A 23,125-nucleotide genomic window follows, 5' to 3' on the forward strand; every position below is an offset into this window, starting at 1 on the left:
CTGTCAGAGCGGAACCCTAAGTAGCCGTTACCTAAATAACGGATATATACCCGATCCAACTGTGTTAGCTGCCAGGCCGTCTTCGCGAGCAAGCCCGCTCCCACAGTTGGACCGTGGGGTGTCAGGTAGTAGGCGTCGGCTGGCAGGCCGCCATCGCAGGCAAGCCAGCTCCCACAGGAAAGCGGATAGCATTCAGTGCCCTCGCCACATTGATAGCGAGCTGTTAGCGTTGCCGCCATTGCAGGCTTACGGAAAACGCTACTGATGCACTTTGGAAAATGGTTTCACACCAGCACCCTGCTGGTCGGCTTGAGTTTTTTGCTGGGCGGCTGCGCTAGCGTCTCCCAGAACTCCACTCCGGCAACCCTGGATAAGCTGTTGAGCGACCCGGCGCTGCAAGGCGCCACCGTCTCTCTGATGGTGCGTGATGCCCGCACAGGCACCACGCTGTATCAGCACAACCCACGCAGTCGGCTGGTGCCCGCGTCCAACCTCAAGCTGTTGACCACGGCGGCAGCCATGGATGTACTGGGGCCGCACTACCGCTTCGCCACCCAACTGCTGAGCAATGGCATGCGCCAGGGCGACCGGCTGACTGGCAACCTGTACCTGCGTGGCCTGGGTGACCCGAGCATTCAGTTTGCCGACTACCAGGCCCTCGCCGCGCAATTGGCCAGCCAGGGCGTGCGCCAGGTGCAGGGTGACCTGGTGTTCGACGACACCTGGTTCGATGCCGAGCGGCTGGGCGTGGACTGGTCCCATGATGATGAAACCACCTACTACGGCGCGCAGATTTCAGCGTTGACCGTGGCGCCCAATACCGACTTTGATGCCGGCAGCGTGCTGGTCACCGCCAAGGCGCCGTTGCGCGTCGGCTCGCCGGTCGGCGTGGAGATCTACCCGCCCACCGATTACCTGCAACTGAGTAACCGCGCCGTCAGCGGGCCGGGTAACAGCTATGGGATCCACCGTCGCCATGGCACCAACCTGCTGCAACTCAGCGGCGCGGTGGCACCGGGCCGGCAGAGCCAGCAACTGCTCAGCGTGTGGGAGCCGACGCAACTGGTGGCCAACCTGTTTGAGCAAGCCTTGGCGCAACAGGGCATCAAGGTGTTGGGGCGTCGGGTGATGGGCGGGGCGAGTCCCGCTGGGGTGACGGTGTTGGCCGAACACCAATCGGCGCCATTGCAGGAACTGATCGTGCCGCTGCTCAAGCTCTCGAACAACGCCATGTCCGAAGCCTTGCTCAAGGCCATGGGTCGCCAGACGGCCAACAATGGCACGGCGGCGGCGGGCGCCGTGGCGGTGGCCGGCTTCCTCCAGCGCCAGGGGTTGGACACCAGCACTTTGAGCCAAGTGGACGGCTCCGGCCTGTCGCGGCGTAACTTGGTGTCGTCGCAAACCCTCACCGACCTGCTGCTGGCGGCCAACAAACAGCCGTGGTTCGACGCCTGGTACAACGCGCTGCCGGTTGCCGGCAATGCCGACCGCATGACCGGCGGCAGCCTGGGTTACCGCCTGCGCGGCACGGCTGCGGAAAATAACCTGCATGCCAAGACCGGCTCCATGGCCGGCGTGTCGTCATTGAGTGGTTACATCACCGATGCTCACGGGCGCAAGCTGGTGTTCGCGATGTTGACCAACAACTATGTGGTCGCTGGCGCGCAGGTAAAAGCCGTGGAAAACCGCGTCGCCGTTGCCCTGTCCCGTAGCGACGATTGATTCAGGGCTGATAGCCCATGCGCCAACTCACGGCCCGGGTCGCCGCCAGCAAGCGCTGCGCCGCCGGGCCATCTTCATCGGCATGGAACAGTGAGGTCGGGCCGACCACGGTCATCACCGCCGCGACGTGCCCGACCGCATTGAACACCGGCGCTGATAATGCATCCACGCCAGGCATCAACAGCCCATGCACAAAGTGCAGGCCGCGGCTGCGGATTTGCTCGCACACGCTGGCATAGGCCTGATCGTCCGCCAAGGCGTGGGCGGTGCCGGCTCGAACCTCGCGCTCGCGCAGCTCCACGGTTTCCCGCGACGGCAGGTAGGCGCTGAACACCAGCCCGGTGGACGAACTGAGCAGCGGTAATACCGAGCCCAATTGCGTCACCACGGTGACGGCACGCACCGCTGGCTCGATGTGCACCACCGTCGCGCCCTGGTTGCCCCACACTGCCAGAAAGCAGGTTTCATTCAATTCATCGCGCAGCTCGGCCAGGGGCAGGGCGCCGACCTTCAACACATCCAGGCTGCCCAGTGCCGCCAACCCTACACGCAACGCTTCGCGGCCTAGGCCGTAATGGTTGGTGGCGCTGTTCTGTTCGGCAAAACCCGAAGCGATCAGGGCCTGCAAATAGCGGTGCACCTTGCTCGCCGGCATCTGCACATGTTCGGCCAGGCGTGACAACGAGGTGGCCGGCGACAGTTCGGCCAGGGCCTTGAGGATATCGGTGCCGACTTCCGCCGAGCGGACTTTCTGTTTACCGGTGTCGCGGGGCTTTTCCATGGAAGGGCGAGAATCCGAGAGATGAATGGGCGTCTTTATAGCTTGACGGTCGAGAGTGATCAAATTACGTTATGCGTAATTGGATTACGATAAATACAACTGACCCTCAGAGGACGATCCATGAACCTCGAATACCTGTCGGGCTTCGGCAATGAATTCGCCAGCGAAGCCTTGCCCGGCGCGCTGCCGGTCGGCCAGAACTCGCCGCAAAAAGCCCCGTACGGGCTCTACACCGAGCTGTTTTCCGGCACCGCCTTCACCATGGCTCGCAGCGAAGCCCGTCGCACTTGGCTGTACCGCATCCAGCCGTCGGCCAACCACCCGGCATTCGCCAAGCTTGCGCGGCAATTGGCCGGTGGCCCGCTGGGCGCGGTGACGCCGAACCGCTTGCGCTGGAACCCGCTGGATATCCCGAGTGAGCCGACGGACTTTATCGACGGCCTGGTGGGCATGGTTGCCAATTCGGGGGCGGAGAACCATGCGGGCATCAGCATCTATAACTACCGCGCCAACCGCTCCATGGAGCGCGTGTTCTTCAATGCCGACGGCGAACTGCTGATCGTCCCCGAGCAGGGCCGCCTGCGCATCGCCACCGAGTTGGGGGTGCTGGACGTCGAGCCGCTGGAAATCGTGGTGCTGCCCCGTGGTCTCAAGTTCCGTGTCGAACTGCTGGACGCGCAAGCTCGCGGCTACGTCGCTGAGAACCACGGCGCCCCGCTGCGCCTGCCCGACCTGGGCCCTATCGGCAGCAACGGCCTGGCCAACCCACGCGACTTTCTTACGCCGATTGCTCACTACGAAGACCTCAAGCAACCGACCACGCTGGTACAGAAATTCCTCGGTGAACTATGGGCCTGCGAGCTGGACCACTCACCGCTCAACGTGGTCGCCTGGCACGGCAACAATGTGCCGTACAAATACGACCTGCGCCGTTTCAACACCATTGGCACGGTGAGTTTCGATCACCCGGACCCGTCGATCTTCACGGTATTGACCTCGCCTACCAGCGTGCACGGCCTGGCCAACCTCGACTTCGTGATTTTCCCGCCACGCTGGATGGTGGCCGAGAACACCTTCCGTCCGCCGTGGTTTCACCGCAATCTGATGAACGAATACATGGGCCTGATCCAGGGCGCCTACGACGCCAAGGCCGAAGGCTTCCTGCCGGGCGGCGCATCGCTGCACAGTTGCATGAGCGCCCACGGCCCGGATGGCGAGACCTGCACCAAGGCCATCAACGCCGACCTGGCGCCGCACAAGATCGATAACACCATGGCGTTCATGTTCGAGACCAGCCAAGTGCTGCGCCCGACCCAGTTCGCCCTGGAATGCCCGCAACTGCAACCTGCTTATGACGCGTGCTGGGCCGCGCTGCCCGCCACCTTCAACCCGAACCGGAGATAACCCATGACTCAACCAACGCAGACCCGCAGCTGGGTATCCTCGGCCAATGGTCACGCGGATTTCCCCCTGCAGAACTTGCCCCTGGGCGTGTTCAGTATCAATGGCTCGGCACCGCGCAGTGGCGTGGCGATTGGCGATGCGATTTTCGACCTGCATGCCGCGCTGGACGCGTTTGAAGGTGAAGCCCGGCGCGCCGTCGAAGCCACTGCGGGTGGGCAGTTGAACACGTTTTTTGAGCTGGGCCGTGGCCCCCGCGTTGCCCTGCGCGAGCGCCTGCTGGAACTGCTGGCCGAAGGCAGCAAGCTGCAAACCCGCGAGGCGCAAGTGCTGCACCGTGCCGCCGATTGCCAGATGCACCTGCCGGCCAAGATCAATGACTACACCGACTTCTACGTCGGCATCGAACATGCGCAAAACGTCGGCAAATTGTTCCGCCCCGATAACCCGCTGCTGCCGAACTACAAGTACGTGCCCATTGGCTACCACGGCCGTGCCTCGACCATTCGCCCCTCGGGTACAGAGGTGCGACGCCCTAAAGGCCAGACCCTGCCGGCCGGCCAGACCGAGCCGACCTTTGGCCCATGCGCGCGCCTGGACTATGAGTTGGAGCTGGGCATCTGGATCGGCCAGGGCAATGCCATAGGCGATGCGATTGCCATTGGCGATGCCGCCGAGCATATCGCTGGTTTCTGCCTGCTCAACGACTGGTCGGCGCGGGATATCCAGGCCTGGGAGTACCAGCCGCTGGGGCCGTTTTTGTCGAAAAGCTTTATTACCAGCATCTCGCCGTGGGTGGTGACTGCCGAAGCTTTGGAACCTTTCCGCAAGGCCCAGCCGGCACGTCCAGAGGGTGATCCTCAACCGCTGCCCTACCTGCTGGACAAGCGCGATCAGAACGCGGGCGCCTTTGATATCGAGCTGGAAGTGCTGCTCACCACGGCTTCGATGCGTGAACAAAACCTGCCCGCCCATCGCCTGACCCTGAGCAACACCGAGCATATGTACTGGACCGTGGCACAAATGGTGGCGCACCACAGCGTCAACGGCTGCCAGTTGCAGGCCGGTGACCTGTTTGGGTCGGGCACCTTGTCTGGCCCGCAGCCGGGGCAGTTCGGCAGCCTGCTGGAGATTACCGAAGGCGGTAAAAAGCCGATTGAATTGGCTTCCGGTGAGGTGCGTAAATTCCTCGAGGATGGCGACGAAATCATCTTGCGTGCCCGTTGCAGCCGCGAGGGCTTTACCTCCATCGGCTTCGGCGAATGCCGCGGTACCGTGGTCGCGGCGCGCTGAGAGGGCAGGGCCATGGAACTCTATACCTACTACCGTTCCACCGCGTCGTATCGAGTACGTATTGCCCTGGCCCTCAAAGGCCTGGATTTCACCGCGCTGCCGGTCAACCTGCTGGTGCCGGCCGGCGGCGCCAACCGCCAACCTGACTACCTGGCGATCAACCCCCAAGGGCGCGTGCCGGCGTTGCGTAGCGATGAAGGGGCGTTGTTGATCCAGTCACAGGCGATCATCGAGTACCTGGAAGAGCGTTATCCACAGGCGCCGCTGCTCGCCAAGGATTTGGTCGCCAGGGCTCACGAGCGGGCGGTGGCATCGATCATCGCCTGTGATATCCACCCGTTGCATAACTCCAGCACCCAGAACTTGCTGCGCAAGTGGGGGCACGACGAGGCGCAATTGCTGGAGTGGATCGGGCATTGGATCAGCCAGGGCCTGGGCGCGGTGGAGCAGTTGATTGGCGACACCGGGTTTTGCTTTGGCGAACAACCGGGCCTGGCCGATGCGTTTCTGATCCCGCAGTTGTACGCGGCCGAGCGTTTCAAGGTGCCCTTGGCGGCATACCCACGCATCGGGCGGGTGGCGGCATTGGCGGCCCAACATCCGGCCTTCATGCAGGCACACCCCGCCAATCAACCTGACACCCCCTAGGCCCCTGTGGGAGGGGGAAAAGCCCCAATGCCGTTCAGTTAAGCGAACGCAATGTTCACAGCCATGAAGATCAAATGTGGGAGCGGGCTTGCCTGCGAAAGCGTTAGTGCAGTGGCAGATGCGGTGACTGACACACCGCCTTCGCGGGCAAGCCCGCTCCCACAGGGGGTTCGCGCTTAACTGACTGGCATTAAGGTAAGCCTCCTCCCACATTTGATCGCGCCAACCTAATAAAAAAATAAAGGTACCTTGCGATGCACAATCAGATTGCCAGCTTTCGCGCGGCACTCGACGCCCGTCCGGTGTCGCGCTATCAATGGTTGATTCTCCTGCTTCTGGCTCTGCTACTGGTCACCGATGGCTATGACGCCCAGGTGCTGGGCTATGTAGTGCCGGCGCTGGCCCAGGATTGGGGCCTGGAAAAATCCGCGTTCGGGCCCGTGTTCAGTGCCAACCTGCTGGGCCTCACCCTGGGTTCGCTGCTGGTGACGCCGCTGGCGGATCGGTTTGGTGTGCGACGCATTCTGCTGGCGTGTGTGCTGATCTACGCCAGCCTCACGGTATTGATGGTGTTCGCCAATTCCCTGACCACGTTGATGGCGGCGCGGTTTATCTGCGGGATCGGCATGGGCGGTGCGATGCCCAGTGCCATGGCGTTGATGTCCGAGTATTCGCCGCCACGCCTGCGCACCTTGATGGTGACCCTGGCGGCGTGCGGCTTTTCGTTCGGCGGCGCGGCGGGTGGCTTTGTGGCGGCCGGGTTTATCGACAGTTTTGGCTGGCAGGCGGTGTTCCTGGCGGGCGGTGTGACGCCGTTGCTGTTGTTCCCGTTTCTGGTATGGCTGTTGCCTGAATCCCTGCCGCGTTTGCTGCGCGATGCACCGCCTTACCTGCGCTTGCGCAAGGTCACGGCGCGGATGCTGCCCGACTGGCAGCCGCCGTCCGCCAGTGAGGCCGAGAACCGCCAGGAACAGGGCAGCAAACTGACGGTGGTGGAGCTGTTTCGCAACGGCTATGCACGCCCGACATTGCTGATCTGGGCGACCTTTTTTGTCAGCCTGATCCTGCTGTATTTCATGATCAGCTGGCTGCCTTCGCTATTGCTCGAAAGCGGCCTGGCGTTGAACGAAGCCAACCTGGTCACCTCCATGTTCCTGTTCGCCGGCACCTTGGGCGCCATTCTCATGGCTTGGTTTGCCGATCGCTTGAAGAGCAAAGTGCGGCTGCTGTCCGGCGTGCTGGCGGCGGCAGCGTTGTGCACCATCCTGCTGGGCTTGAACCACGACAACCCACGCTACCTGGTGGCCTGCGTGTTTGCCGCAGGGTTCTGCATCATCGGCGGGCAACTGACCCTCAACGCCTTTGCGAGCAACTTCTACCCGGCACACGTGCGCGCCACCGGCACGGGCTGGGCGTTGGGGGTGGGGCGATTCGGGTCGATTCTGGGGCCGCTGTTTGGCAGCCTGTTGCTGGCGATGCATATCCCGGTCGAGCAGATTTTCTTCTTCTGCGCGATTCCGGCGGTGATTGCGGCGCTGTTGATTATTCAAGTGCGGGCGCCGGGAGCTAACACGCTGCACAGCGACGTTCTCAAACCCTCACTGTAGGAGCGAGCTTGCTCGCGAAGCACGTCAACGATAACGCGGGCATCCTGGTTTAACGCGGTGCCCTTGCGTTCTTCGCGAGCAAGCTCGCTCCTACAGTTGGGAGTTGGGTCAGTGCATTACTGAGTTGGGCGGCAGGTGCCCGAGCCGCTCGGTCAGGCGCAGACGCTGGATCGGGTCGTCGCTGAGCATCAGGGCGTGTTCCAGGTCAAAGCGTTCGGCGCTCGGGCAGTCCAGGCGTTGATACAGGCTGGCGCGCGCCAGGTAGTCGGAGGCGCTGGCGTTGCCCAGTTCCAGTACGCGCTCGGCGTCCACCAGGGCGGCCAACGGTTCGTCGTTGGCAAGGTAGAGTTGGCGCAGGTTGCGCGACAACCGTTGCAGGATCGCCCGTGGCTCGGCGGTCAGCAGGTGGTCGGCCTGCAATTTCAGCTTCTCCCCGTATTGGCGCGCTAGCAACTCGCGACAGTCATTAGGGTACAGGCGCCGGCCGCCGCAAGGGTCCAGCAGGTGATCGGCACCCGGTACCCGCAGCAGGAAGTGCCCGGGGAAGTTCACGCCGACCATGGGGATATCCAGGCGCCGTGCCATCTCCAATGCGATCAGGCCCATGGCCAAGGGTTGCCCGCGTTTGCGTTGCAGCACCTTGTCCAACAGCGCGGCGGCGGGGCGCAACGGCGTATGGTCATCCTGGGCAAATCCCAGGTCATTCATGCGTCGCAGCAGCGGCTGGCCGAGTTCATCCGCTGGCAGCAGGGGCATGCCCAGGCTAACTTGTTGTTGTAGCGCGCCAAGGTCGTGCAGGATCAGCGCCGGCTGCACGCTGGCGTCATGCTCGGCAGCAATCCACAGCGCGGCTTCAAACAGCGCGGGGGGTGAACGGTCCAGGCAGGCGAAAAAAGCTGTGCGGGGGTTCATCGAGTTCTCCGGCGTATGCCCCCGTTTTAGCCTTGCTGAGAATTTTCGTCCAGCATCTTGAGAGATATCCCACGCGCTTATGTCGTAGATCCCACGAAAACGCGCGGCTTATTCCAGCGCAATCCAGCAGTTTTCTGCCGCAAGCCTATACTTGGCCCACTACCAGAAGTGATTCGGGAGCTCATTGATGTTTGCGCTCATGCACAGCACCCGCCTTGAATCGCTGCACCTGAGCGTTGATCCGGTGACCGGCTTGAAGGCGATCATCGCCATCCACAACAGTCGCCTGGGCCCAGCGTTGGGTGGCTGTCGTTACCTGGCCTACCCTAATGATGAAACCGCCGTGGCCGATGCTGCGCGCCTGGCGCAAGGCATGAGCTACAAAGCCGCACTGGCCGGGCTGCCGGTGGGCGGCGGCACGGCGGTGATCATCCGCCCCGTGCACGTGGAAAGCCGTGCGGCGCTGTTCGAGGCGTTTGGCCGTTGTGTGGAAAAACTCGACGGCCGCTTCATCACCTCGATCGACAGCGGCACCTCGGTCGCCGACATGGACTGCATCGCCCAGAACACCCGCTTTGTCACCAGCACCACCGCCGCCGGCGACCCCGCACCCCATGCCGCCATGGGCGTGTTCGCCGGTATCCGCACCACCGCCATGGCGCGCCTGGGCAGCGACAACCTCGAGGGCCTGCGCGTGGCTGTCCAAGGCCTTGGCAATGTCGGTTACGCCCTGGCCGAGCAACTGCATGCCGCCGGTGCCGAGCTGCTGGTCAGCGACATCGACCACGGCAAGGTGCAACTGGCCATGCAGCAACTGGGCGCCCACCCAATTGCCAACGACGCCTTGCTCAGCACCCCGTGCGACATTCTTGCGCCCTGCGGCGTCGGCGCCGTATTCAACCGTAACAGCGTCGGCCAGCTGCGTTGCGCCGCCGTGGCGGGTTCGGCCAGCGCGCAACTGACCAACCTGGACATCGCCGACCAATTGGAAGGCCGCGGCATCCTCTACGCACCGGACTATGTGATCAACTCTGGCGGGCTGATCTACGTCGCCCTCAAACACGCCGGCACCGACCTGCCTGGCATCACCGCGCACCTGTCGAACATTGGCAGCCGCCTGACCGAAATCTTCGCCCACGCCCAAGCCGAAAAACGCTCCCCCGCACGGGTGGCCGATGAGCTGGCCGAACGCCTGCTGTACAAATAGGCCAGGCATTAAAAAGGCCCTGAATCCATGATTCAGGGCCTGTTCAATTCGGGCTTTACTCCGCCGCCGGGTTCAGCAACTCGGACAATGCGTCCGGCTGGCTCTTGAACGCCTTGGCAAACACATCGCGGTTCTTCGCCATGTAGATCCCGGCTTCTTCCACCTGCTGCTCGCTCAACGACGGCACGGCTTTTTGCAACACCTCTGCCAGCAACTCAGCGAGTTCAAGCATCTTGTCATGACGGTCAGCTTCGGCTTTATCCATGAACAAACGCTCCAGATCTCGGCTGCTGCGGTATACCACTTCGACGGCCATTCACCACCTCACATGCCTTCACGATAGTTGTCTTTTGCGACTACTGTATTTATATACAGCGAAAAGGATAAGCCAAACGTCGGGGTTTGGATAGTAGGTTTTTAATGTAGTTGGGAAATGGGGGCTGAACCGGAAATTTCGCACAGCACGCTGAGGTTGCTGAGTAATCCTACGGTGACTTACCTTTCACGGGTCCTGCATTCGCATGGCCGAGCTTGGCGGCTCGATTAAAGGAAGGAGAACTTACGTTTTATTTTTGGAGTCGCACCATGAAAAAAAATACCTCACTCATTACCGACCATCTGAATCCAGAGCCGCCTGTCACGCTTTTCAATGTAACGCTCAACCACGACACGGAAACGTTGCTGGCCAATGCCAGCGAAACCTTGGTCAGCGCCCGTGAACTGGCCAACACGCTGGCCTTTGATCTTGAAGGTTCTCAGCGAAGCTTGGCGTTGGCTATTCATCAACTGGTGGAGCTGGGTGGCTTGTTAGTTGAAAGAGCGCTGGAACACGTCGCCCCCGTTTGAGCCCCGCCACACCTTTGCCGAGTGAGCTTGTTGTGGCGAGCGAGCTTGCTCGCGTTGGGCTGCGCAGCAGCCCCCATCCAGGCAGAGGTGTGCTTCCAGAAAAATCACGGTGACGGGCTCTTGGGGGCGCTTCGCACCCCAGCGGGAGCAAGCTCCCTCGCCACACAGGAGGCGTTCATATGAAAAATGAAAGTTCTGAAACTCCTCAAAGCATGGATGCCCCTTCGTCTTACGAGCAATGGTTCCGAGCCAGAGTGCAAGGCGCATTGGATGATCCTAGCCCAGGCGTCCCTCATGACGAAGTCATGAGGGAGATGAAAGCGGTCATCGAGTCGAAGCTTTCACTCCATCCGGCCGATTAAGTGCCTAATATCAGCCCGCCACCATCTCAATACCCTGCCTATGGCCTTTTTTCTGCATGCAGAACAACCGTCACGTCCACCCCGCATTATCCGGTCGAGCCGACCTAAGGAAGCATCATCGTGAAAATCAACTGGGCCGAAAGGCTGCGCCAGCAAGTCCACGGGCTGGCCGAGTCCCTGGGCAATCTGTTTGTCGAGTCGTTCCATTACCTGGCGCTGTTCGCCATTGGTGCGGTGACCGCCTGGGCGGCGGTGATGGAGTTCCTGGGGATGCTGGAGAACGGGCACATCAAGATCGATGACATCTTGCTGCTGTTCATCTACTTGGAGCTGGGTGCGATGGTCGGGATTTACTTCAAGACCAACCACATGCCGGTGCGCTTTTTGATCTACGTGGCGATCACCGCGCTCACGCGTTTGCTGATCTCCAACGTGTCGCACCACAACCCGCCGGACCTGGGCATCATCTACCTGTGCGGCGGCATTTTGCTGTTGGCGTTTGCGATCCTGGTAGTGCGCTACGCGTCGTCGGCCTTTCCTTCGGTGAAGGTCGAAAGCCCGCGTCGCAAGGGCGAGGCGAGCCTGGAGACCGAGAAGGGCGAGCTTTAAAGCCCGACGCTGAAGGGCAGGGTACGGGCGGGCGGTCGCTGCAGGAGTTTGTGGCTGTCGCCGTCCGTCATCAGCTCCAGGATTTGCACGGCGCTGTGGCCCTGTTCGATGGCGATGCCGAACTGGATGCTTTGCACCAGGCGCTTGAGGCGTTGCGGGTCGTTGCGTTGTTCGGCGCTGATCATGCGCTTGGCCACTACGCCGGTCTCGTTCGAGAGCGTGAGCATGATGCTGCCGTCCAGCCGTTGGATACTCAGGTTGACGCGGTATTGGGGGCTGAAGGTGTCTGTGATGATCTGAAAAGGGTTGTCCATGGTGCGTTACCGCCTGATAAGAACATGCAGTCATTGACGGCCGGTGTCGGGATTAGTTCGCATTGCCTGACCACTGGCCAAATTCCGTTTTCCTCAAAAGCTCTACAGCAAGGGCCGTGCCGTACAGCGATTTACCCCGCACAGATATCCAAATGTGGGCGGGCTTGCTCGCGAAAGCGGTCCTTCAGCCAAGTATTTGTTGGCTGATACACCGCATTCGCGAGCAAGCCCGCTCCCACATTATTTTGGGCTGTTTTTGAGATCAGTGAGCTAATTCAGGGCATCACGGAAAAAACGATCGCAGACAGCGCAATCAGCCCGATGACCACCACAAACACATTCGATGCCTGGCCTGAGTACTGGCGCAAGGATGGCACTCGGCGGATCGCGTACATCGGCATCAGGAACAGCAGGCACGCGATGATCGGCCCGCCCATGGTTTCGATCATGCCCAGGATACTCGGGTTGAAGGTGGCCACGGCCCAGCAGGTCAGCACCATGAACAACGCGGTGCAGCGTTCCAGCCATTTCGCCGACATCGAACGGTTGCGCCCGCGCAGGGATTTGACGATCAAGCCTTGGAAGCCTTCGCTGGCGCCGATGTAGTGGCCCAGGAAGGATTTGGTGATCGCCACCAGCGCGATCAACGGTGCGGCGTAGGCGATCACCGGCGTCTGGAAGTGGTTGGCCAGGTAAGACAGGATCGAGATGTTCTGCGCCTTGGCCGCGGCCAGGTCAGCCGGTGACAGCGCCAGCACGCAGCTGAAGCAGAAGAACATCACGGTCAGCACCATCATGCCGTGGGCGGTGGCCAGGATGCCGCTGCTTTTGCGCTCGGCCTGGGCGCCGTAGACGCGCTTTTGGTCCACGGCAAAGGCGGAGATGATCGGTGAATGGTTGAACGAGAACACCATCACCGGGATCGCCAGCCACAACGTCTTGAAGAACAGCGGCAGCGGCATGCCCTCGCTGGCCGAGGCGAAGAACGCGCCGTTCCAGTTGGGGATCAGGCTGAATGCAAGCAGTAGCAGGGCGGCCACGAAGGGGTACACCAGCACGCTCATGGCCTTGACGATCACGCCCTGGCCGCAACGCACAATAGCCATCAGGCCGAGGATCAGCACCAGCGACAGAATCGCCCGGGGCGGCGGCGCCATGTGCAATTGGTGCTCCATGAAACTGCCCAGGGTGTTGGTCAGCGCCACGCTGTACACCAGCAGGATCGGGAAGATCGCAAAGAAGTAGAGCAGGGTGATCAGCTTGCCGGCGCCGACACCAAAGTGTTCCTCGACCACTTCGGTGATGTCGCCGGATTTGCCCGAAAGCACAAAGCGCGTCAGCCCACGGTGGGCGAAGAAAGTCATCGGGAAGGCCAGCAGTGCCAGCACGATCAGCGGCCAGAAGCCACCGACGCCGGCATTGATCGGCAGGAACAGGGTGCCCGCGCCGATGGCGGTGCCATAGAGGCCGAGCATCCAGGTGGTGTCGTGTTTGGTCCAGCCGGTGGTTACTGTGCTTTCTCTGACATCGGGATTTTCGGCAGCAGGTGTACGTACATCAGTCATCGGTATTGCCTCGTTATTATTTTTGCGCGGGCTCACGTTGGGGCGGGTAGCAGTGCTCCGATCAGCACTCCACCCAGCTGACCGCCAGGCCGCCCCGTGAAGTTTCTTTGTATTTGTCATGCATATCGGCGCCGGTATCGCGCATGGTGCGGATGACCCGGTCGAGGGAGATGAAGTGTTTGCCGTCGCCGCGCAGGGCCATCTGCGTGGCGTTGATCGCCTTGACTGCCGCGATGGCATTGCGCTCGATGCATGGCACCTGCACCAGGCCACCGACCGGGTCGCAGGTCAGGCCGAGGTTGTGTTCCAGGCCAATTTCGGCGGCGTTTTCCAGTTGCTCCGGGGTGGCACCGAGGATATCGGCCAAGCCGGCAGCGGCCATGGCGCAGGCCGAGCCCACTTCGCCCTGGCAGCCGACTTCGGCGCCGGAGATGGAGGCGTTTTTCTTGCAGAGGATGCCGACGGCGGCGGCGGCGAGGAAGAAATTGACCACATCGTCGTCAGACGCGTCGGCGTTGAACTTCATGTAGTAGTGCAGCACGGCGGGGATGATCCCGGCCGCGCCATTGGTCGGCGCGGTGACCATGCGCCCGCCGGCGGCGTTTTCTTCGTTGACGGCGAGGGCGAACAGGTTGACCCATTCCATCGCCGACAAGGTCGAGGTGATCACGTTGGGCTTGCCGATTTCCAACAGGCTGCGATGCAATTTCGCGGCGCGACGCGGCACATCCAGGCCACCTGGCAGGATGCCTTCATCACGCAGGCCCTGCTCCACGCATTCGCGCATCACCGACCAGATATGCAGCAAGCCGCTGCGGATTTCTTCGTCGCTGCGCCACGCCCGTTCATTGGCCATCATCAGCTCGGATACGCGCAGGCCGTGCTTGTTGCACAAGGCCAGCAGTTCGACCGCGCTGGAAAAATCATAGGGCAATTGCACGTCGCTGGTGGGCGCAATGCCTGATGCGGCTTCGGCGGCTTCGATGATGAAACCACCGCCCACCGAGTAATAGGTTTGTTCGCTCAGCAGGCCGGTGTCGCCATAGGCGTGCAGGGACATGGCATTGGGGTGGTAGGGCAGGCTTTCGTCCAGCAGCAACAGGTCGGTGTGCCAGTTGAAGGCAATCTCCTGTTGGCCGGCCAGCAACAGCCGGCCGGACTCGCGCAGTTGCTGGATACGCCCGTTGATCGAGGTGGGGTCGACGCGGTCTGGCCATTCGCCCATCAAGCCCATGACACAGGCGCGGTCGGTGGCATGGCCGACGCCGGTGGCGGACAGCGAGCCATACAGGCGCACTTCGACGCGACGGGTTTGGCTGAGCACCTGCTGGTCGGTCAGGGCTTGGGCAAACGTCGCGGCAGCGCGCATCGGGCCGACGGTGTGGGAGCTGGAAGGGCCGATGCCCACCTTGAATAGATCGAAAACACTGATAGCCATGCTAAAGCCTTACAAGCAATGGAGTAGAAATCGCTGCCATGTTTTGTAGAGCAGGCGGAATTGGCGCGATACTGAGCCTCTGGCTCGGCACTGACCAACGAATTATCCTAAGACACCCTTTAGCAGGACTAAACGCTATGACTCGCCCCCTCCACGGCCAGACCTATGTCTGGCTGCATGTGTTTTCCTGCGCCGCACGGCATCTGTCGTTCACTCGCTGCGCCGAAGAACTGCACATCACGCCAGGAGCGGTGAGCCAGCAGATTCGCCAGTTGGAGGAGCGCCTGGGCTTTCGGCTGTTTCATCGGCGCGCGCGGGGGGTGGAACTCAGCGCCGAGGGGCAGCGCCTGGCGGCCGTGGTGGGGGAGGCTTACGGCAGCATTGATGCCGAATTGCAGCGCCTGGACGCCGGGATGATCAGCGGCACCTTGCGCCTGCGTTCGATCCCCTCGTTTCTTGGCAAGTGGCTGACCCCGCGTCTGCCGCGCTTTCAGCAGCGTTTTCCGGACATTCAACTGCGCATGGTCGCTGAAGACAGCAGCATCGCCCTGCATGAAGGCGACTTCGACCTGGCCATCGACCTCAACGACGGCAGCTACCCGGGGTTGTTATCCACAGCCCTGTTGGATGAACAGATATTCCCGGTGTGCGCCCCCAGCCTGCTGCGCGGCCGCCCGCCCTTGCATGGCCCGGCGGACCTGGCGCATTTCCCGCTGCTGCACGACATCACGGCCTGGCGTGGGAGTTATGAATATGCCGAGTGGGAGTTTTACCTCAATGCTATCGGCTACCACGGCGCCGACGTGCGGCGCGGGCACACCTTCAACCGCAACCACCTGACCATCGAAGCCGCCATCGCCGGCATGGGCGTGGCGATTGCCCGGCGCACGTTGCTCAACGATGAACTGGAGCGCGGCACCTTGATCGTGCCGTTCGGCCTGGCGGTGCCCAACCATAAACGCTACGTGCTGCTGTATGCGCCGGGCGCGTTGAACCATCCGGGCGTGCGCGCGGTGCATGACTGGCTGGTGGAGGAAGCGGGGATTTTTCGCGGATTGCACCCGTTGGGAGAGGGGCAATTGTGAGTTTGGCAGGGCGTAAGAAGATGTAACTAACTCCCCACCCTAACAGCGTTTTTGCTCGTCGTCAGGGTTAATTTGTAATGTAGGATTTATCTTTGCAAAGGACTTGAATTGTTTCAGCAGGTGCTCAATTGTGTAATCAAGAGGTCATGGTTTCACCACCCCGGTGTTGCAGTTTGTGACCTCTGGCGAGCTAGCTGAAATAAGGGAAGAACTATGCAAATCCAAGTCAATAGCGATAACCATATTGAAAGCAGCATCCGACTGGAGGAGTGGGTACGTACTACCATTGAGAGCACGCTCGAACGCTACGAAGAAGACCTGACCCGTGTTGAGGTCTACCTGCGGGACGAGAACGGCGACAAGCCCGGCCCCCACGATTTGAGTTGCCGTCTGGAAGCACGGCCAAAGGGCCATCAACCAGTTTCCGTGTGCCATAAAGCCGATACGCTGGAACAGGCGATCGATGGCGCCGCAGTCAAGCTCGACCACGCACTGGAACATCTGTTTGGCAAACTGCAAGGCAAGCCGCGCGCTGCCGGTAAAAACCAGCCAATCAACAAAGTGAACGAAGACGCGTTGGAAGAGGAATTCCTGGAAAACGAAAACGCTGCCATTAACGGCTGATTTTTTTCCATTCCCCACTGAAAACGGGCCTGCATTTGCAGGCCCGTTTTTCGTTCAGCGCTCGCGCCGGAAGAAATACCGGCTCAACACCGCCAACCCGCTAGCGCCCAAGCCCGCAAACAGCATGGCCCAGCCGCCGCCGCTGCGTAGGGCTGTTTGCGCATCCAGAACGGTCAGCCCCGGCGCATCCAACTTGCCTGCGGCAATATGCTGGCTGAGGCTTGCCCACTCCAGTGCCGTGCTGGCAGGCAGTACATGGGCCAGGTGATGGCTGATCCCCCACAACAGCACCAGGCCCATCAGCGCGATATTGAGCGCCAGGGTGATCAGCCGTGCGCTGAAGTCGATGCCCGAGGCCATGCCGGCGCGGTCATTCGAGACGGCGCCGGTGGTGGTATTGGTGGTCGGCGAATTGGTCAACGCCAGTCCGATACCCGCGATCACGCAACTGAGCAGCACCATCGCGGTGCTGGGCTGTTCGGCGTAATTAACGGCGGCCATCCCCATGAACCCTGCGCCCATTGTACCCAGGCCCAGGGGAATGATGCGTTCGGCGCCAAAACGCAGGGCCAGGCGTTCGGCCAGCGGCGGCACCAGCAAAGTGGGCAAGGTGTACGCGAGCAAGGCGGCGCCGGTGGTCAAGGTGTCGTAACCCAGGCCCGCTTGGAAGTACAACGGCAAGTAGATCATGAACGGCCAGAAGCTGAAGTTCATGCCGATCGAGCCCATCAACGCGCCATTGAAACGCTGGATGCGCAACACCGAGAAGTCGAACATTGGGTGGGCACTGCGCCGCTCAATCCAGATAAACAGCAGCAGCCCGAAGACCGACAGGCCGGCCCAGCCGAGCATCGCCGGGGTACCAAAGCCGATTTCGCTGCCCTGGGTGATGAAATAGACCAGCGCAAACACCGTGAGTGTCATGGTCAGCATGCCGGCAATGTCGAGGCGATGGCTGGCTGGGTCGCGGGATTCCTGCACGCTGATGTGCAACAACGCCAAGGTGAACAGGGTCAGCGGCATGTGCACCAGGAACACCCAGCGCCAGTCCGCCACGGCCAGGATCAAAGCCCCCACCATCGGCCCGAAACCCAGGCCCACGCCAGCGATCACGCCCCATATCGCGAAGGCCCGCGCACGCGTCGCGGGTTCGCGGAATTGGTGGGACAAGATCGCGAACTGGCAAATCATCATTGCCCCGGCGCCGATACCTTGAACAAACCGCGCGACGATCAGCGTGGCGGCACTGTCGGCCAGCCCACAGGCCAATGAAGCTAGCCCGAACAGCCATAGGCACACCACCAATACGCGCCGACGACCAAAGCGATCCGCCAAGGTGCCCGCCGCCATCAGCACGCTGGTACAGGCCAGGGTGTAGGCATTCATGATCCATTGGGCGTCTTGAAAGCCCGTGCCCAGTTCCTGTTCCAGCGTCGGCAGGATGACCGGCACGCTGGAGATTTCCAGGCCGAACATCAGGGCCACCAGGCAGACGGCGGTGAGGGCCAGGCCGTTCCTGGCGGTACGCGGGGGAGTGAGGGCCGAGAGTGCGGCGGCGCGGGGCATACGACATTCCTTTCGAGAGCGGGAGGGGCTATTCTCTCGGGAATAAGGTTCTTTATTGGCGACAACTTTTCCATCGATAAGGGAACAAAGGGCGACAATTAAGCATGGCTACTCCTCGTTTTGATGGTGTTGAACTCTTTCTGCAGGTTGTCGAAAGCGGCAACCTCACCGAAGCCGCCGAACGCCTGAACCTCACCCGCTCGGCGGTAGGCAAGGGCCTGGCGCGCCTGGAGGCACGCTTGGGCACGTGCCTGTTACAGCGTTCCACTCGGCGCCAGCGGTTGACCGAGGACGGGCAGGCGTACTACGAGCATTGCCTGCGCGCATTGGCAGAGTTGGAGGCGGCCGAGTCGGTGCTGGAAAGCGGCCGTCAGCAACCCCGCGGGCGTTTGCGAGTGAGCGTACCCCTGGCGTTTGGTCATCACTATGCCGCGCCAGCGTTGTGGGCCCTGATGGACAGCTATCCGGAACTGGAAATCGACCTTTGTTTTTCCGACCGCATGATCGATCTGGTGCAGGAGGGCTTCGATATTGCCGTGCGCATCGGCCCGTTGCCCGACACCGACCGCCTGAGTGCAAGGCGCCTGGGGCAGCAGGTCATGGGGCTGGCGGCGTCACCGGCGTATTTGCAGCGCAAGGGCGCCATTGAAAGTATCGAAGACCTGGCCGCTCATCGTGGCATTGCCTACCGCAGCAACACCGCGCAGCGCTCGCGCCTGGTCTCTCCCCTGATCCTGGACGACCTCCAGGCCGTAGCCGATGCCGCCATCGCGGGCGTGGGCCTGGCCTGGTTGCCGAGTTGGTTGATTGCCCACTACGCGCTGCGCGGGCAGTTGCAAGCCGTGCTGCCCAGCTACCGTGAGCAACCTGCGCCGATCCATGTGATCTGGCCGACGGCGGCGCATATGCCGGCCAAGACGCGGTGTGCGATTGACGCGTTGGTGGCCGCCACCCCGAGTTGCCTGGCGGGCAGTTAGATCCTGAACACACTGAAAATCATCTGTAGGAGCGAGCTTGCTCGCGAAAAACATCAACGATAACGCGTGCTTGCTATATGAACGCGGCGCCTGTGAGTTTTTCGCGAGCAAGCTCGCTCCTACAAAATGCGGTCAGAACGCGATAGAGGTTTGCACATACACCGTGCGCGGCTCACCCACGTACTTGCCCTTGTTGTTGTCGTCAAACGAGCGGGTGTAGTACTGCTTGTTGAAGATGTTCTTCACTCCAACCGCCACGTTCAAATCCGACAGCTGCGGGCCGAAGTCATAGGCTGCGCGGCTGCTGAACAGCATGTAGCCGGGGATGCGTCCATTGGCACCGTCGGCGCTTTCGGCCTGGGTGTTGGCGTTGTCGGCAAACTGGCTGCTCTGGTAGCTGCTGTCCACATTCAGCTTCCATGGGCCTTCGGTGTAACCCACGCCGAGGGTACCTTTGTGCTTGGAGGAGAAGGGCACGCGGTTGCCTTTGTTCGGGCCGTCTTCGCGGATGGTCGCGTCGACATAGGCGTAGGTGGCGTACACATCAAACCCGGCCAGCGCCGGGCTCAGGCCGTCGAGGGCGTAGTTGATGCTCGACTCGATGCCCTGGTGGCGCGTTTCACCCCGGGCGATCACGGTGTCGTTGGTCTGGTTGCTGTCGTACTGGTTGTCGAAGTTGATCAGGAACGCACCGATTTCTGCGCGCAGGTTGCCGTTGTCATAGCGCGTGCCGAGTTCCCAGGTGCGGGCTTTTTCCGGTTTTACTTCGCCGCTGTTCACACGGTTGGGCATCTGGCTGTATTGCACGCTGCCGAACGAGCCTTCGGTGTTGGCGTACAGGTTCCAGTCGTCGGTGAGGTGGTAGAGCACGTTCAGCGCCGGGAGTGCGGTGTTGTAGTCGCCCTTGTATTTGACGTTGCTCAGGTTGTTGGTCTGCTGGGACTCGATCATCTCGTAGCGAATGCCTGGGGTGATGGTCCACTTGCCGATGTCGATGCGGTCGTCGATGAAGAACGCATTGGCTTCGGTGCCGCCGCGTGTGTCGCGGTCGTTGCGGCTGTTGGTGGTGGGGATCTGCTGGTTGGCGGCGATCGGCGTGCGGTAGCGCAGCTCATGGCCGGCTTCATTGATGTAGCGGTAGCCCACGCCGACTTCATGGCTGGTAGGGCCAAGGTCGAAGCCTTGGGCGAAGCGGGTTTCCACGCCGCGTACCCAATATTCCCGTGGCGACAGTGACAGGAAACTGCCCTGGTCCAGGTAACCGCTGCGCAGGGTCTTGGTGAAGAAACTGTTGACCGTGAATTCGCGGCGGTCCTGCTCGTAGCGATAGCCGACGTTGAACATGGTGCGGCGGCCCCAGAACTTGTCGTAAGGGCGAGTGGACTGGTACGGGTCGGCCTTGTAGTCCTTGACGTTCAAACCGCCTGGCATATCGGCCTGGCCTTCATAGTACTGCGCCATGGCGTTGAAGCTGTTGGCGTCGTCCAGCTGGTATTTGCCCTTGAGGATCAGGTCGTCGATACGCGTGTTGCTGTTTTCACGCCAGTCGCCGCCGCGGGTGCCGGAGTACAAGAGCGCGCCGCCCAGGCCATTGTCGGCGGTGCCGCCGGCCAGCAGGTTGCCGGTGGTCTTGAAACCGTCGTGGCTGGAGGAAGGGCTGGTCTCGGTCTGCAAGCCACCTTTGACCGTCGGCGCATCCGGGATAGCCCGGGTGACGAAGTTGACGATGCCTCCCACGTTTTGCGGGCCGTAGCGCACCGCGCCGCCGCCACGTACCACATCCACAGCGTCCATGTTGCCCATGCTGATCGGCGCAAAGGAGAGTTGTGGCTGGCCGTAGGGCGCGAAGGGCACCGGGATGCCATCCATCAGCACCGTGGAGCGCGACGCCAAGCGTGGGTTGAGCCCGCGAATGCCGAAGTTCAGCGCCATGTCGTGGCTACCGGTGCCGTTGTTGTCCGGGGCGTTGACGCCGGGGATGCGGTTGAGCACATCGCGGGCCTGGGTGGCGCCCTGGCGTTCGAATTCTTCGCGGCGGATCACATCACGGGCGCCGGGGTGCTCGAACACGTTGGTTTGCGCCGCATCACCGAGCCAGTCGCCGACCACGTTGGAGGTCTGCAGCTCCAGGGGCGCGGGGGCGCCAGCCGGTTGCAGGCTGTAGGCGTTATCACCCTCGGCGCGGGCTTGCAGGCCAGTGCCTTCCAGCAGTTTTTGCAAACCATCGGCAGCGCTGTAACTGCCCGACAGCCCAGGGCTTTGCATACCTGCCGTCACTGCCGAACCGAAGGACACCAGCACGCCGGCTTCACGCCCGAATTGATTCAGGGCCGCTTCCAGGGTGGTCGGCGCAATGTGGTACGCCTTGGCGTCGGCTGCCATCACCGCCGGCAGTGCGGTCAGGCTGAGGCTGGCACCGAGCAGGAGTTGGCGTAGGGTACGGGCGAGAAGCGTCGGTTGCTGGGGCATGAAGGGCGGTCCTGAGAAGGAAGGATCAAGGGGGGCTTTCCTTCTCTGTCACGCCAGGTGCGGAAAACGGCTCACAGCTGCAAAAAATATTTCGAGCTCACCGCCCACTGTAGGAGCGAGCTTGCTCGCGAAGGTCGTCAACGATCACACGGGTTGTCTGGTTTAACGCGGAGGGTTGAGGTTTTTCGCGAGCAAGCTCGCTCCTACAAAAACGCGCTATGCATCACGCACGTGCCTGCACGGTCACCCAATAACGCGTAAAACGCCGCACTTTCACCGGCAGGCTGATTTCCAGCAGGTCGAGGATGCGTTCGCTGTCATCCAATGGGTAACTGCCGGACAGCAGCAGGTTGGCCACTTGTGGATCGCAATGGAGCTGGCCGCGACGATAGCGCCCCAGTTCACCCAAGAAGTCTTCCAGGCGCATATGTGCGGCCACCAGCATGCCGTCGGCCCAGGCGCCGCTGTTGGCGTCGGTGGCGCGCGGGGTGTCCCAGCCTTTGCGGGTGAAATTGACCTGGTGCGCGGCGTCGACGCTCAGCGCCAAGCCGTTGTAGCGGTTGGGCATTACCTCGACCTGGCCGGCCAGCACCGCCAGTTGGGTGTGGTTGTTGAACTGGCGCACATTCAAGCGCGCCGCCTGGCTGCTGAGCAGGCCCTGGCCGGTCAGCACGTGCAACGGCGCCTGGCCTGCGCGGGCGGTGAGCAGGATTTCACCTTCAAGCAGGCGCACCAGGCGCTGTTGGCCGTCGAAATGCACATCCACGGCGCTGCCGGTGTTGAGCTGCAACTGGCTGCCGTCGGCCAATTGCACCGTGCGGCGCTGGCCCACCGGGCTGCGATAGTCAGCCGTCAGCGGCGGCAGGATATGTTGCTGGCGCAGGCTCCAGGCAGCGGCTGAACCGGCACCCAGAATCAGCAGCAATTTAAGCGCCTGACGCCGGCTGCCGGAGGTGGGGGCATTCAACGCGGCGTGAGCGAGGGGCGAGGGCACGCCGCGCAGGCGTTGGTTGACGCGCTGGATCTGCTCCCACGCGCGTTGGTGTTCGCTGTGGGCATTCAACCATTGCTGCCAGGCCGCCTGCTGGCGTGGGTTGAGCGCGCCTTGCTGCATTTCCAGCAACCAGTGCACGGCTTGTTCGGCGACTTGGCTGGAGACGTTCATAGGGCGAAGTAGCAGCGCATGGCCGCTTTGGTCAGGTGGCGTTTGACGGTGGCGATGGAGATGCCCAGTTGTGCGCCGATTTGCGCGTAGGTCAGGCCGTCGAGTTGGGCCAACAGGAAGGCGCGTTTGACTTGCTTGGGCAAGCCGTCGAGCAGTTGGTCCAGTTCCAGCAAGGTTTGCAGGATGATCGCGCGGTCTTCTTCCGACGGCGCCACGTGTTCGGGCATCTGCGCCAAGGCCTCAAGGTAGGCGCGTTCCAGGTCCTGGCGGCGGTAGAAGTTGAACAGCACACGCTTGGCCACGGTGGTGAGGAAGGCGCGCGGCTCGATCAGCGTGGGCGCTTCCCGGGCACTGAGCACGCGGATAAAGGTGTCCTGCGCCAGGTCGGCCGCGTTGTCCGGGCAGCCGAGCTTGCGTCGCAACCAGCCGGTGAGCCAGTGGTGATGGTCGTTGTACAACACTTCGACGGGATTGGACGGCTGCAACGCGATCACTCCGCAAGCATTCGATATGCTTTAGAGAACAAGAATTGTT

The 23,125-nt window shown here is 61.8% G+C and carries 22 protein-coding genes; 12 read left to right on the forward strand and 10 right to left on the reverse strand.

Annotated features, from left to right (window positions below):
* Positions 1-264 precede the first annotated feature (264 nt).
* Positions 265-1,722, forward strand: coding sequence for a D-alanyl-D-alanine carboxypeptidase/D-alanyl-D-alanine-endopeptidase (gene dacB / locus A7K61_RS21580; RefSeq protein WP_069558334.1), 1,458 nt, complete (start codon positions 265-267; stop codon positions 1,720-1,722).
* A 1-nt stretch (position 1,723) separates the two neighbouring features.
* On the opposite strand, the gene A7K61_RS21585 is transcribed toward dacB, so the two are convergent.
* Positions 1,724-2,503, reverse strand: a complete 780-nt coding sequence (locus A7K61_RS21585; protein ID WP_044272010.1) for an IclR family transcriptional regulator — start codon at positions 2,501-2,503, stop codon at positions 1,724-1,726.
* A gap of 120 nt (positions 2,504-2,623) precedes the next feature.
* Here A7K61_RS21585 and hmgA point away from each other — a divergent pair, with 120 nt between their 5' ends.
* From hmgA to A7K61_RS21605, 4 genes are all read left to right on the forward strand, one after another.
* On the forward strand, positions 2,624-3,907 hold the full coding sequence (gene hmgA / locus A7K61_RS21590; protein WP_069558335.1) for a homogentisate 1,2-dioxygenase: 1,284 nt from the start codon (positions 2,624-2,626) through the stop codon (positions 3,905-3,907).
* Between the two features lie 3 nt (positions 3,908-3,910).
* Positions 3,911-5,197, forward strand: a complete 1,287-nt coding sequence (gene fahA / locus A7K61_RS21595) for a fumarylacetoacetase (RefSeq protein ID WP_069558336.1) — start codon at positions 3,911-3,913, stop codon at positions 5,195-5,197.
* 12 nt (positions 5,198-5,209) lie between these two features.
* The gene (maiA, locus tag A7K61_RS21600) at positions 5,210-5,845 is read left to right on the forward strand and encodes a maleylacetoacetate isomerase (RefSeq protein ID WP_032893438.1); all 636 of its coding nucleotides are present in this window, start codon (positions 5,210-5,212) and stop codon (positions 5,843-5,845) included.
* 254 nt (positions 5,846-6,099) lie between these two features.
* The gene (locus tag A7K61_RS21605; protein ID WP_044272018.1) at positions 6,100-7,452 is read left to right on the forward strand and encodes an aromatic acid/H+ symport family MFS transporter; all 1,353 of its coding nucleotides are present in this window, start codon (positions 6,100-6,102) and stop codon (positions 7,450-7,452) included.
* 108 nt (positions 7,453-7,560) lie between these two features.
* On the opposite strand, the gene A7K61_RS21610 is transcribed toward A7K61_RS21605, so the two are convergent.
* Entirely contained in the window at positions 7,561-8,364 is an 804-nt protein-coding gene (locus A7K61_RS21610) for a SirB1 family protein (protein ID WP_069558337.1), read from the reverse strand.
* A gap of 187 nt (positions 8,365-8,551) precedes the next feature.
* Here A7K61_RS21610 and A7K61_RS21615 point away from each other — a divergent pair, with 187 nt between their 5' ends.
* The gene (locus A7K61_RS21615) at positions 8,552-9,571 is read left to right on the forward strand and encodes a Glu/Leu/Phe/Val dehydrogenase dimerization domain-containing protein (protein ID WP_044272022.1); all 1,020 of its coding nucleotides are present in this window, start codon (positions 8,552-8,554) and stop codon (positions 9,569-9,571) included.
* Between the two features lie 55 nt (positions 9,572-9,626).
* On the opposite strand, the gene A7K61_RS21620 is transcribed toward A7K61_RS21615, so the two are convergent.
* On the reverse strand, positions 9,627-9,887 hold the full coding sequence (locus A7K61_RS21620; protein WP_003188807.1) for a YebG family protein: 261 nt from the start codon (positions 9,885-9,887) through the stop codon (positions 9,627-9,629).
* Positions 9,888-10,156: 269 nt separating this feature from the next.
* On the opposite strand from A7K61_RS21620, the gene A7K61_RS21625 reads away from it, so the two are divergent.
* From A7K61_RS21625 to A7K61_RS21635, 3 genes are all read left to right on the forward strand, one after another.
* The gene (locus A7K61_RS21625) at positions 10,157-10,417 is read left to right on the forward strand and encodes a DUF6124 family protein (protein WP_044272025.1); all 261 of its coding nucleotides are present in this window, start codon (positions 10,157-10,159) and stop codon (positions 10,415-10,417) included.
* 179 nt (positions 10,418-10,596) lie between these two features.
* On the forward strand, positions 10,597-10,779 hold the full coding sequence (locus A7K61_RS21630) for a hypothetical protein (RefSeq protein ID WP_044272027.1): 183 nt from the start codon (positions 10,597-10,599) through the stop codon (positions 10,777-10,779).
* A 120-nt stretch (positions 10,780-10,899) separates the two neighbouring features.
* The gene (locus tag A7K61_RS21635) at positions 10,900-11,388 is read left to right on the forward strand and encodes a phosphate-starvation-inducible protein PsiE (RefSeq protein ID WP_014717052.1); all 489 of its coding nucleotides are present in this window, start codon (positions 10,900-10,902) and stop codon (positions 11,386-11,388) included.
* Here A7K61_RS21635 and A7K61_RS21640 read toward each other — a convergent pair.
* From A7K61_RS21640 to A7K61_RS21650, 3 genes are all read right to left on the reverse strand, one after another.
* Positions 11,385-11,702 carry a DUF3509 domain-containing protein gene (locus tag A7K61_RS21640; RefSeq protein ID WP_032893434.1) on the reverse strand — a complete coding sequence of 106 codons (318 nt, stop codon included), beginning with the start codon at positions 11,700-11,702 and terminating at the stop codon, positions 11,385-11,387. The genes A7K61_RS21635 and A7K61_RS21640 overlap by 4 nt on opposite strands.
* A 275-nt stretch (positions 11,703-11,977) precedes the next feature.
* Positions 11,978-13,267, reverse strand: a complete 1,290-nt coding sequence (locus A7K61_RS21645; RefSeq protein WP_003188811.1) for a serine/threonine transporter — start codon at positions 13,265-13,267, stop codon at positions 11,978-11,980.
* A 61-nt stretch (positions 13,268-13,328) separates the two neighbouring features.
* Complete coding sequence (locus A7K61_RS21650; protein WP_069558338.1) at positions 13,329-14,705, reverse strand: L-serine ammonia-lyase; 1,377 nt, start codon at positions 14,703-14,705, stop codon at positions 13,329-13,331.
* A gap of 137 nt (positions 14,706-14,842) precedes the next feature.
* Between A7K61_RS21650 and A7K61_RS21655 the strand changes: the two genes are divergently transcribed.
* Complete coding sequence (locus A7K61_RS21655) at positions 14,843-15,790, forward strand: LysR substrate-binding domain-containing protein (protein ID WP_032893426.1); 948 nt, start codon at positions 14,843-14,845, stop codon at positions 15,788-15,790.
* Between the two features lie 213 nt (positions 15,791-16,003).
* Positions 16,004-16,414 carry an HPF/RaiA family ribosome-associated protein gene (locus A7K61_RS21660; RefSeq protein WP_003188815.1) on the forward strand — a complete coding sequence of 137 codons (411 nt, stop codon included), beginning with the start codon at positions 16,004-16,006 and terminating at the stop codon, positions 16,412-16,414.
* Positions 16,415-16,468: 54 nt separating this feature from the next.
* Here A7K61_RS21660 and A7K61_RS21665 read toward each other — a convergent pair whose 3' ends face one another.
* Positions 16,469-17,980: an MFS transporter gene (locus A7K61_RS21665; protein WP_069558339.1), complete on the reverse strand. Its 1,512-nt coding sequence runs from the start codon at positions 17,978-17,980 to the stop codon at positions 16,469-16,471.
* A gap of 104 nt (positions 17,981-18,084) precedes the next feature.
* Between A7K61_RS21665 and A7K61_RS21670 the strand changes: the two genes are divergently transcribed.
* Entirely contained in the window at positions 18,085-18,957 is an 873-nt protein-coding gene (locus A7K61_RS21670) for a LysR family transcriptional regulator (protein ID WP_034134807.1), read from the forward strand.
* Positions 18,958-19,089: 132 nt separating this feature from the next.
* Here A7K61_RS21670 and fecA read toward each other — a convergent pair whose 3' ends face one another.
* The 3 genes from fecA to A7K61_RS21685 form a co-directional block, all read right to left on the reverse strand.
* On the reverse strand, positions 19,090-21,426 hold the full coding sequence (gene fecA, locus A7K61_RS21675; RefSeq protein WP_069558340.1) for a TonB-dependent Fe(3+) dicitrate receptor FecA: 2,337 nt from the start codon (positions 21,424-21,426) through the stop codon (positions 19,090-19,092).
* Positions 21,427-21,649: 223 nt separating this feature from the next.
* Positions 21,650-22,591, reverse strand: a complete 942-nt coding sequence (locus A7K61_RS21680) for a FecR domain-containing protein (protein ID WP_069558341.1) — start codon at positions 22,589-22,591, stop codon at positions 21,650-21,652.
* Positions 22,588-23,076 carry a sigma-70 family RNA polymerase sigma factor gene (locus A7K61_RS21685; protein WP_003188822.1) on the reverse strand — a complete coding sequence of 163 codons (489 nt, stop codon included), beginning with the start codon at positions 23,074-23,076 and terminating at the stop codon, positions 22,588-22,590. Before A7K61_RS21685 ends, A7K61_RS21680 begins: the two co-directional genes overlap by 4 nt.
* Positions 23,077-23,125 lie beyond the last annotated feature (49 nt).

Source organism: Pseudomonas sp. AP42, assembly GCF_001728935.1.
Taxonomy (GTDB): domain Bacteria; phylum Pseudomonadota; class Gammaproteobacteria; order Pseudomonadales; family Pseudomonadaceae; genus Aquipseudomonas; species Aquipseudomonas lactis.

Bases quoted from the DNA above. Each gene is read 5' to 3' on its own strand.
- dacB (WP_069558334.1), top strand. From the start codon at position 265: ATGCACTTTGGAAAATGGTTTCACACCAGCACCCTGCTGGTCGGCTTG.
- A7K61_RS21585 (WP_044272010.1), bottom strand. From the start codon at position 2,503: ATGGAAAAGCCCCGCGACACCGGTAAACAGAAAGTCCGCTCGGCGGAA.
- hmgA (WP_069558335.1), top strand. From the start codon at position 2,624: ATGAACCTCGAATACCTGTCGGGCTTCGGCAATGAATTCGCCAGCGAA.
- fahA (WP_069558336.1), top strand. From the start codon at position 3,911: ATGACTCAACCAACGCAGACCCGCAGCTGGGTATCCTCGGCCAATGGT.
- maiA (WP_032893438.1), top strand. From the start codon at position 5,210: ATGGAACTCTATACCTACTACCGTTCCACCGCGTCGTATCGAGTACGT.
- A7K61_RS21605 (WP_044272018.1), top strand. From the start codon at position 6,100: ATGCACAATCAGATTGCCAGCTTTCGCGCGGCACTCGACGCCCGTCCG.
- A7K61_RS21610 (WP_069558337.1), bottom strand. From the start codon at position 8,364: ATGAACCCCCGCACAGCTTTTTTCGCCTGCCTGGACCGTTCACCCCCC.
- A7K61_RS21615 (WP_044272022.1), top strand. From the start codon at position 8,552: ATGTTTGCGCTCATGCACAGCACCCGCCTTGAATCGCTGCACCTGAGC.
- A7K61_RS21620 (WP_003188807.1), bottom strand. From the start codon at position 9,887: ATGGCCGTCGAAGTGGTATACCGCAGCAGCCGAGATCTGGAGCGTTTG.
- A7K61_RS21625 (WP_044272025.1), top strand. From the start codon at position 10,157: ATGAAAAAAAATACCTCACTCATTACCGACCATCTGAATCCAGAGCCG.
- A7K61_RS21630 (WP_044272027.1), top strand. From the start codon at position 10,597: ATGAAAAATGAAAGTTCTGAAACTCCTCAAAGCATGGATGCCCCTTCG.
- A7K61_RS21640 (WP_032893434.1), bottom strand. From the start codon at position 11,702: ATGGACAACCCTTTTCAGATCATCACAGACACCTTCAGCCCCCAATAC.
- A7K61_RS21645 (WP_003188811.1), bottom strand. From the start codon at position 13,267: ATGACTGATGTACGTACACCTGCTGCCGAAAATCCCGATGTCAGAGAA.
- A7K61_RS21650 (WP_069558338.1), bottom strand. From the start codon at position 14,705: ATGGCTATCAGTGTTTTCGATCTATTCAAGGTGGGCATCGGCCCTTCC.
- A7K61_RS21655 (WP_032893426.1), top strand. From the start codon at position 14,843: ATGACTCGCCCCCTCCACGGCCAGACCTATGTCTGGCTGCATGTGTTT.
- A7K61_RS21660 (WP_003188815.1), top strand. From the start codon at position 16,004: ATGCAAATCCAAGTCAATAGCGATAACCATATTGAAAGCAGCATCCGA.
- A7K61_RS21665 (WP_069558339.1), bottom strand. From the start codon at position 17,980: ATGCCCCGCGCCGCCGCACTCTCGGCCCTCACTCCCCCGCGTACCGCC.
- A7K61_RS21670 (WP_034134807.1), top strand. From the start codon at position 18,085: ATGGCTACTCCTCGTTTTGATGGTGTTGAACTCTTTCTGCAGGTTGTC.
- fecA (WP_069558340.1), bottom strand. From the start codon at position 21,426: ATGCCCCAGCAACCGACGCTTCTCGCCCGTACCCTACGCCAACTCCTG.
- A7K61_RS21680 (WP_069558341.1), bottom strand. From the start codon at position 22,591: ATGAACGTCTCCAGCCAAGTCGCCGAACAAGCCGTGCACTGGTTGCTG.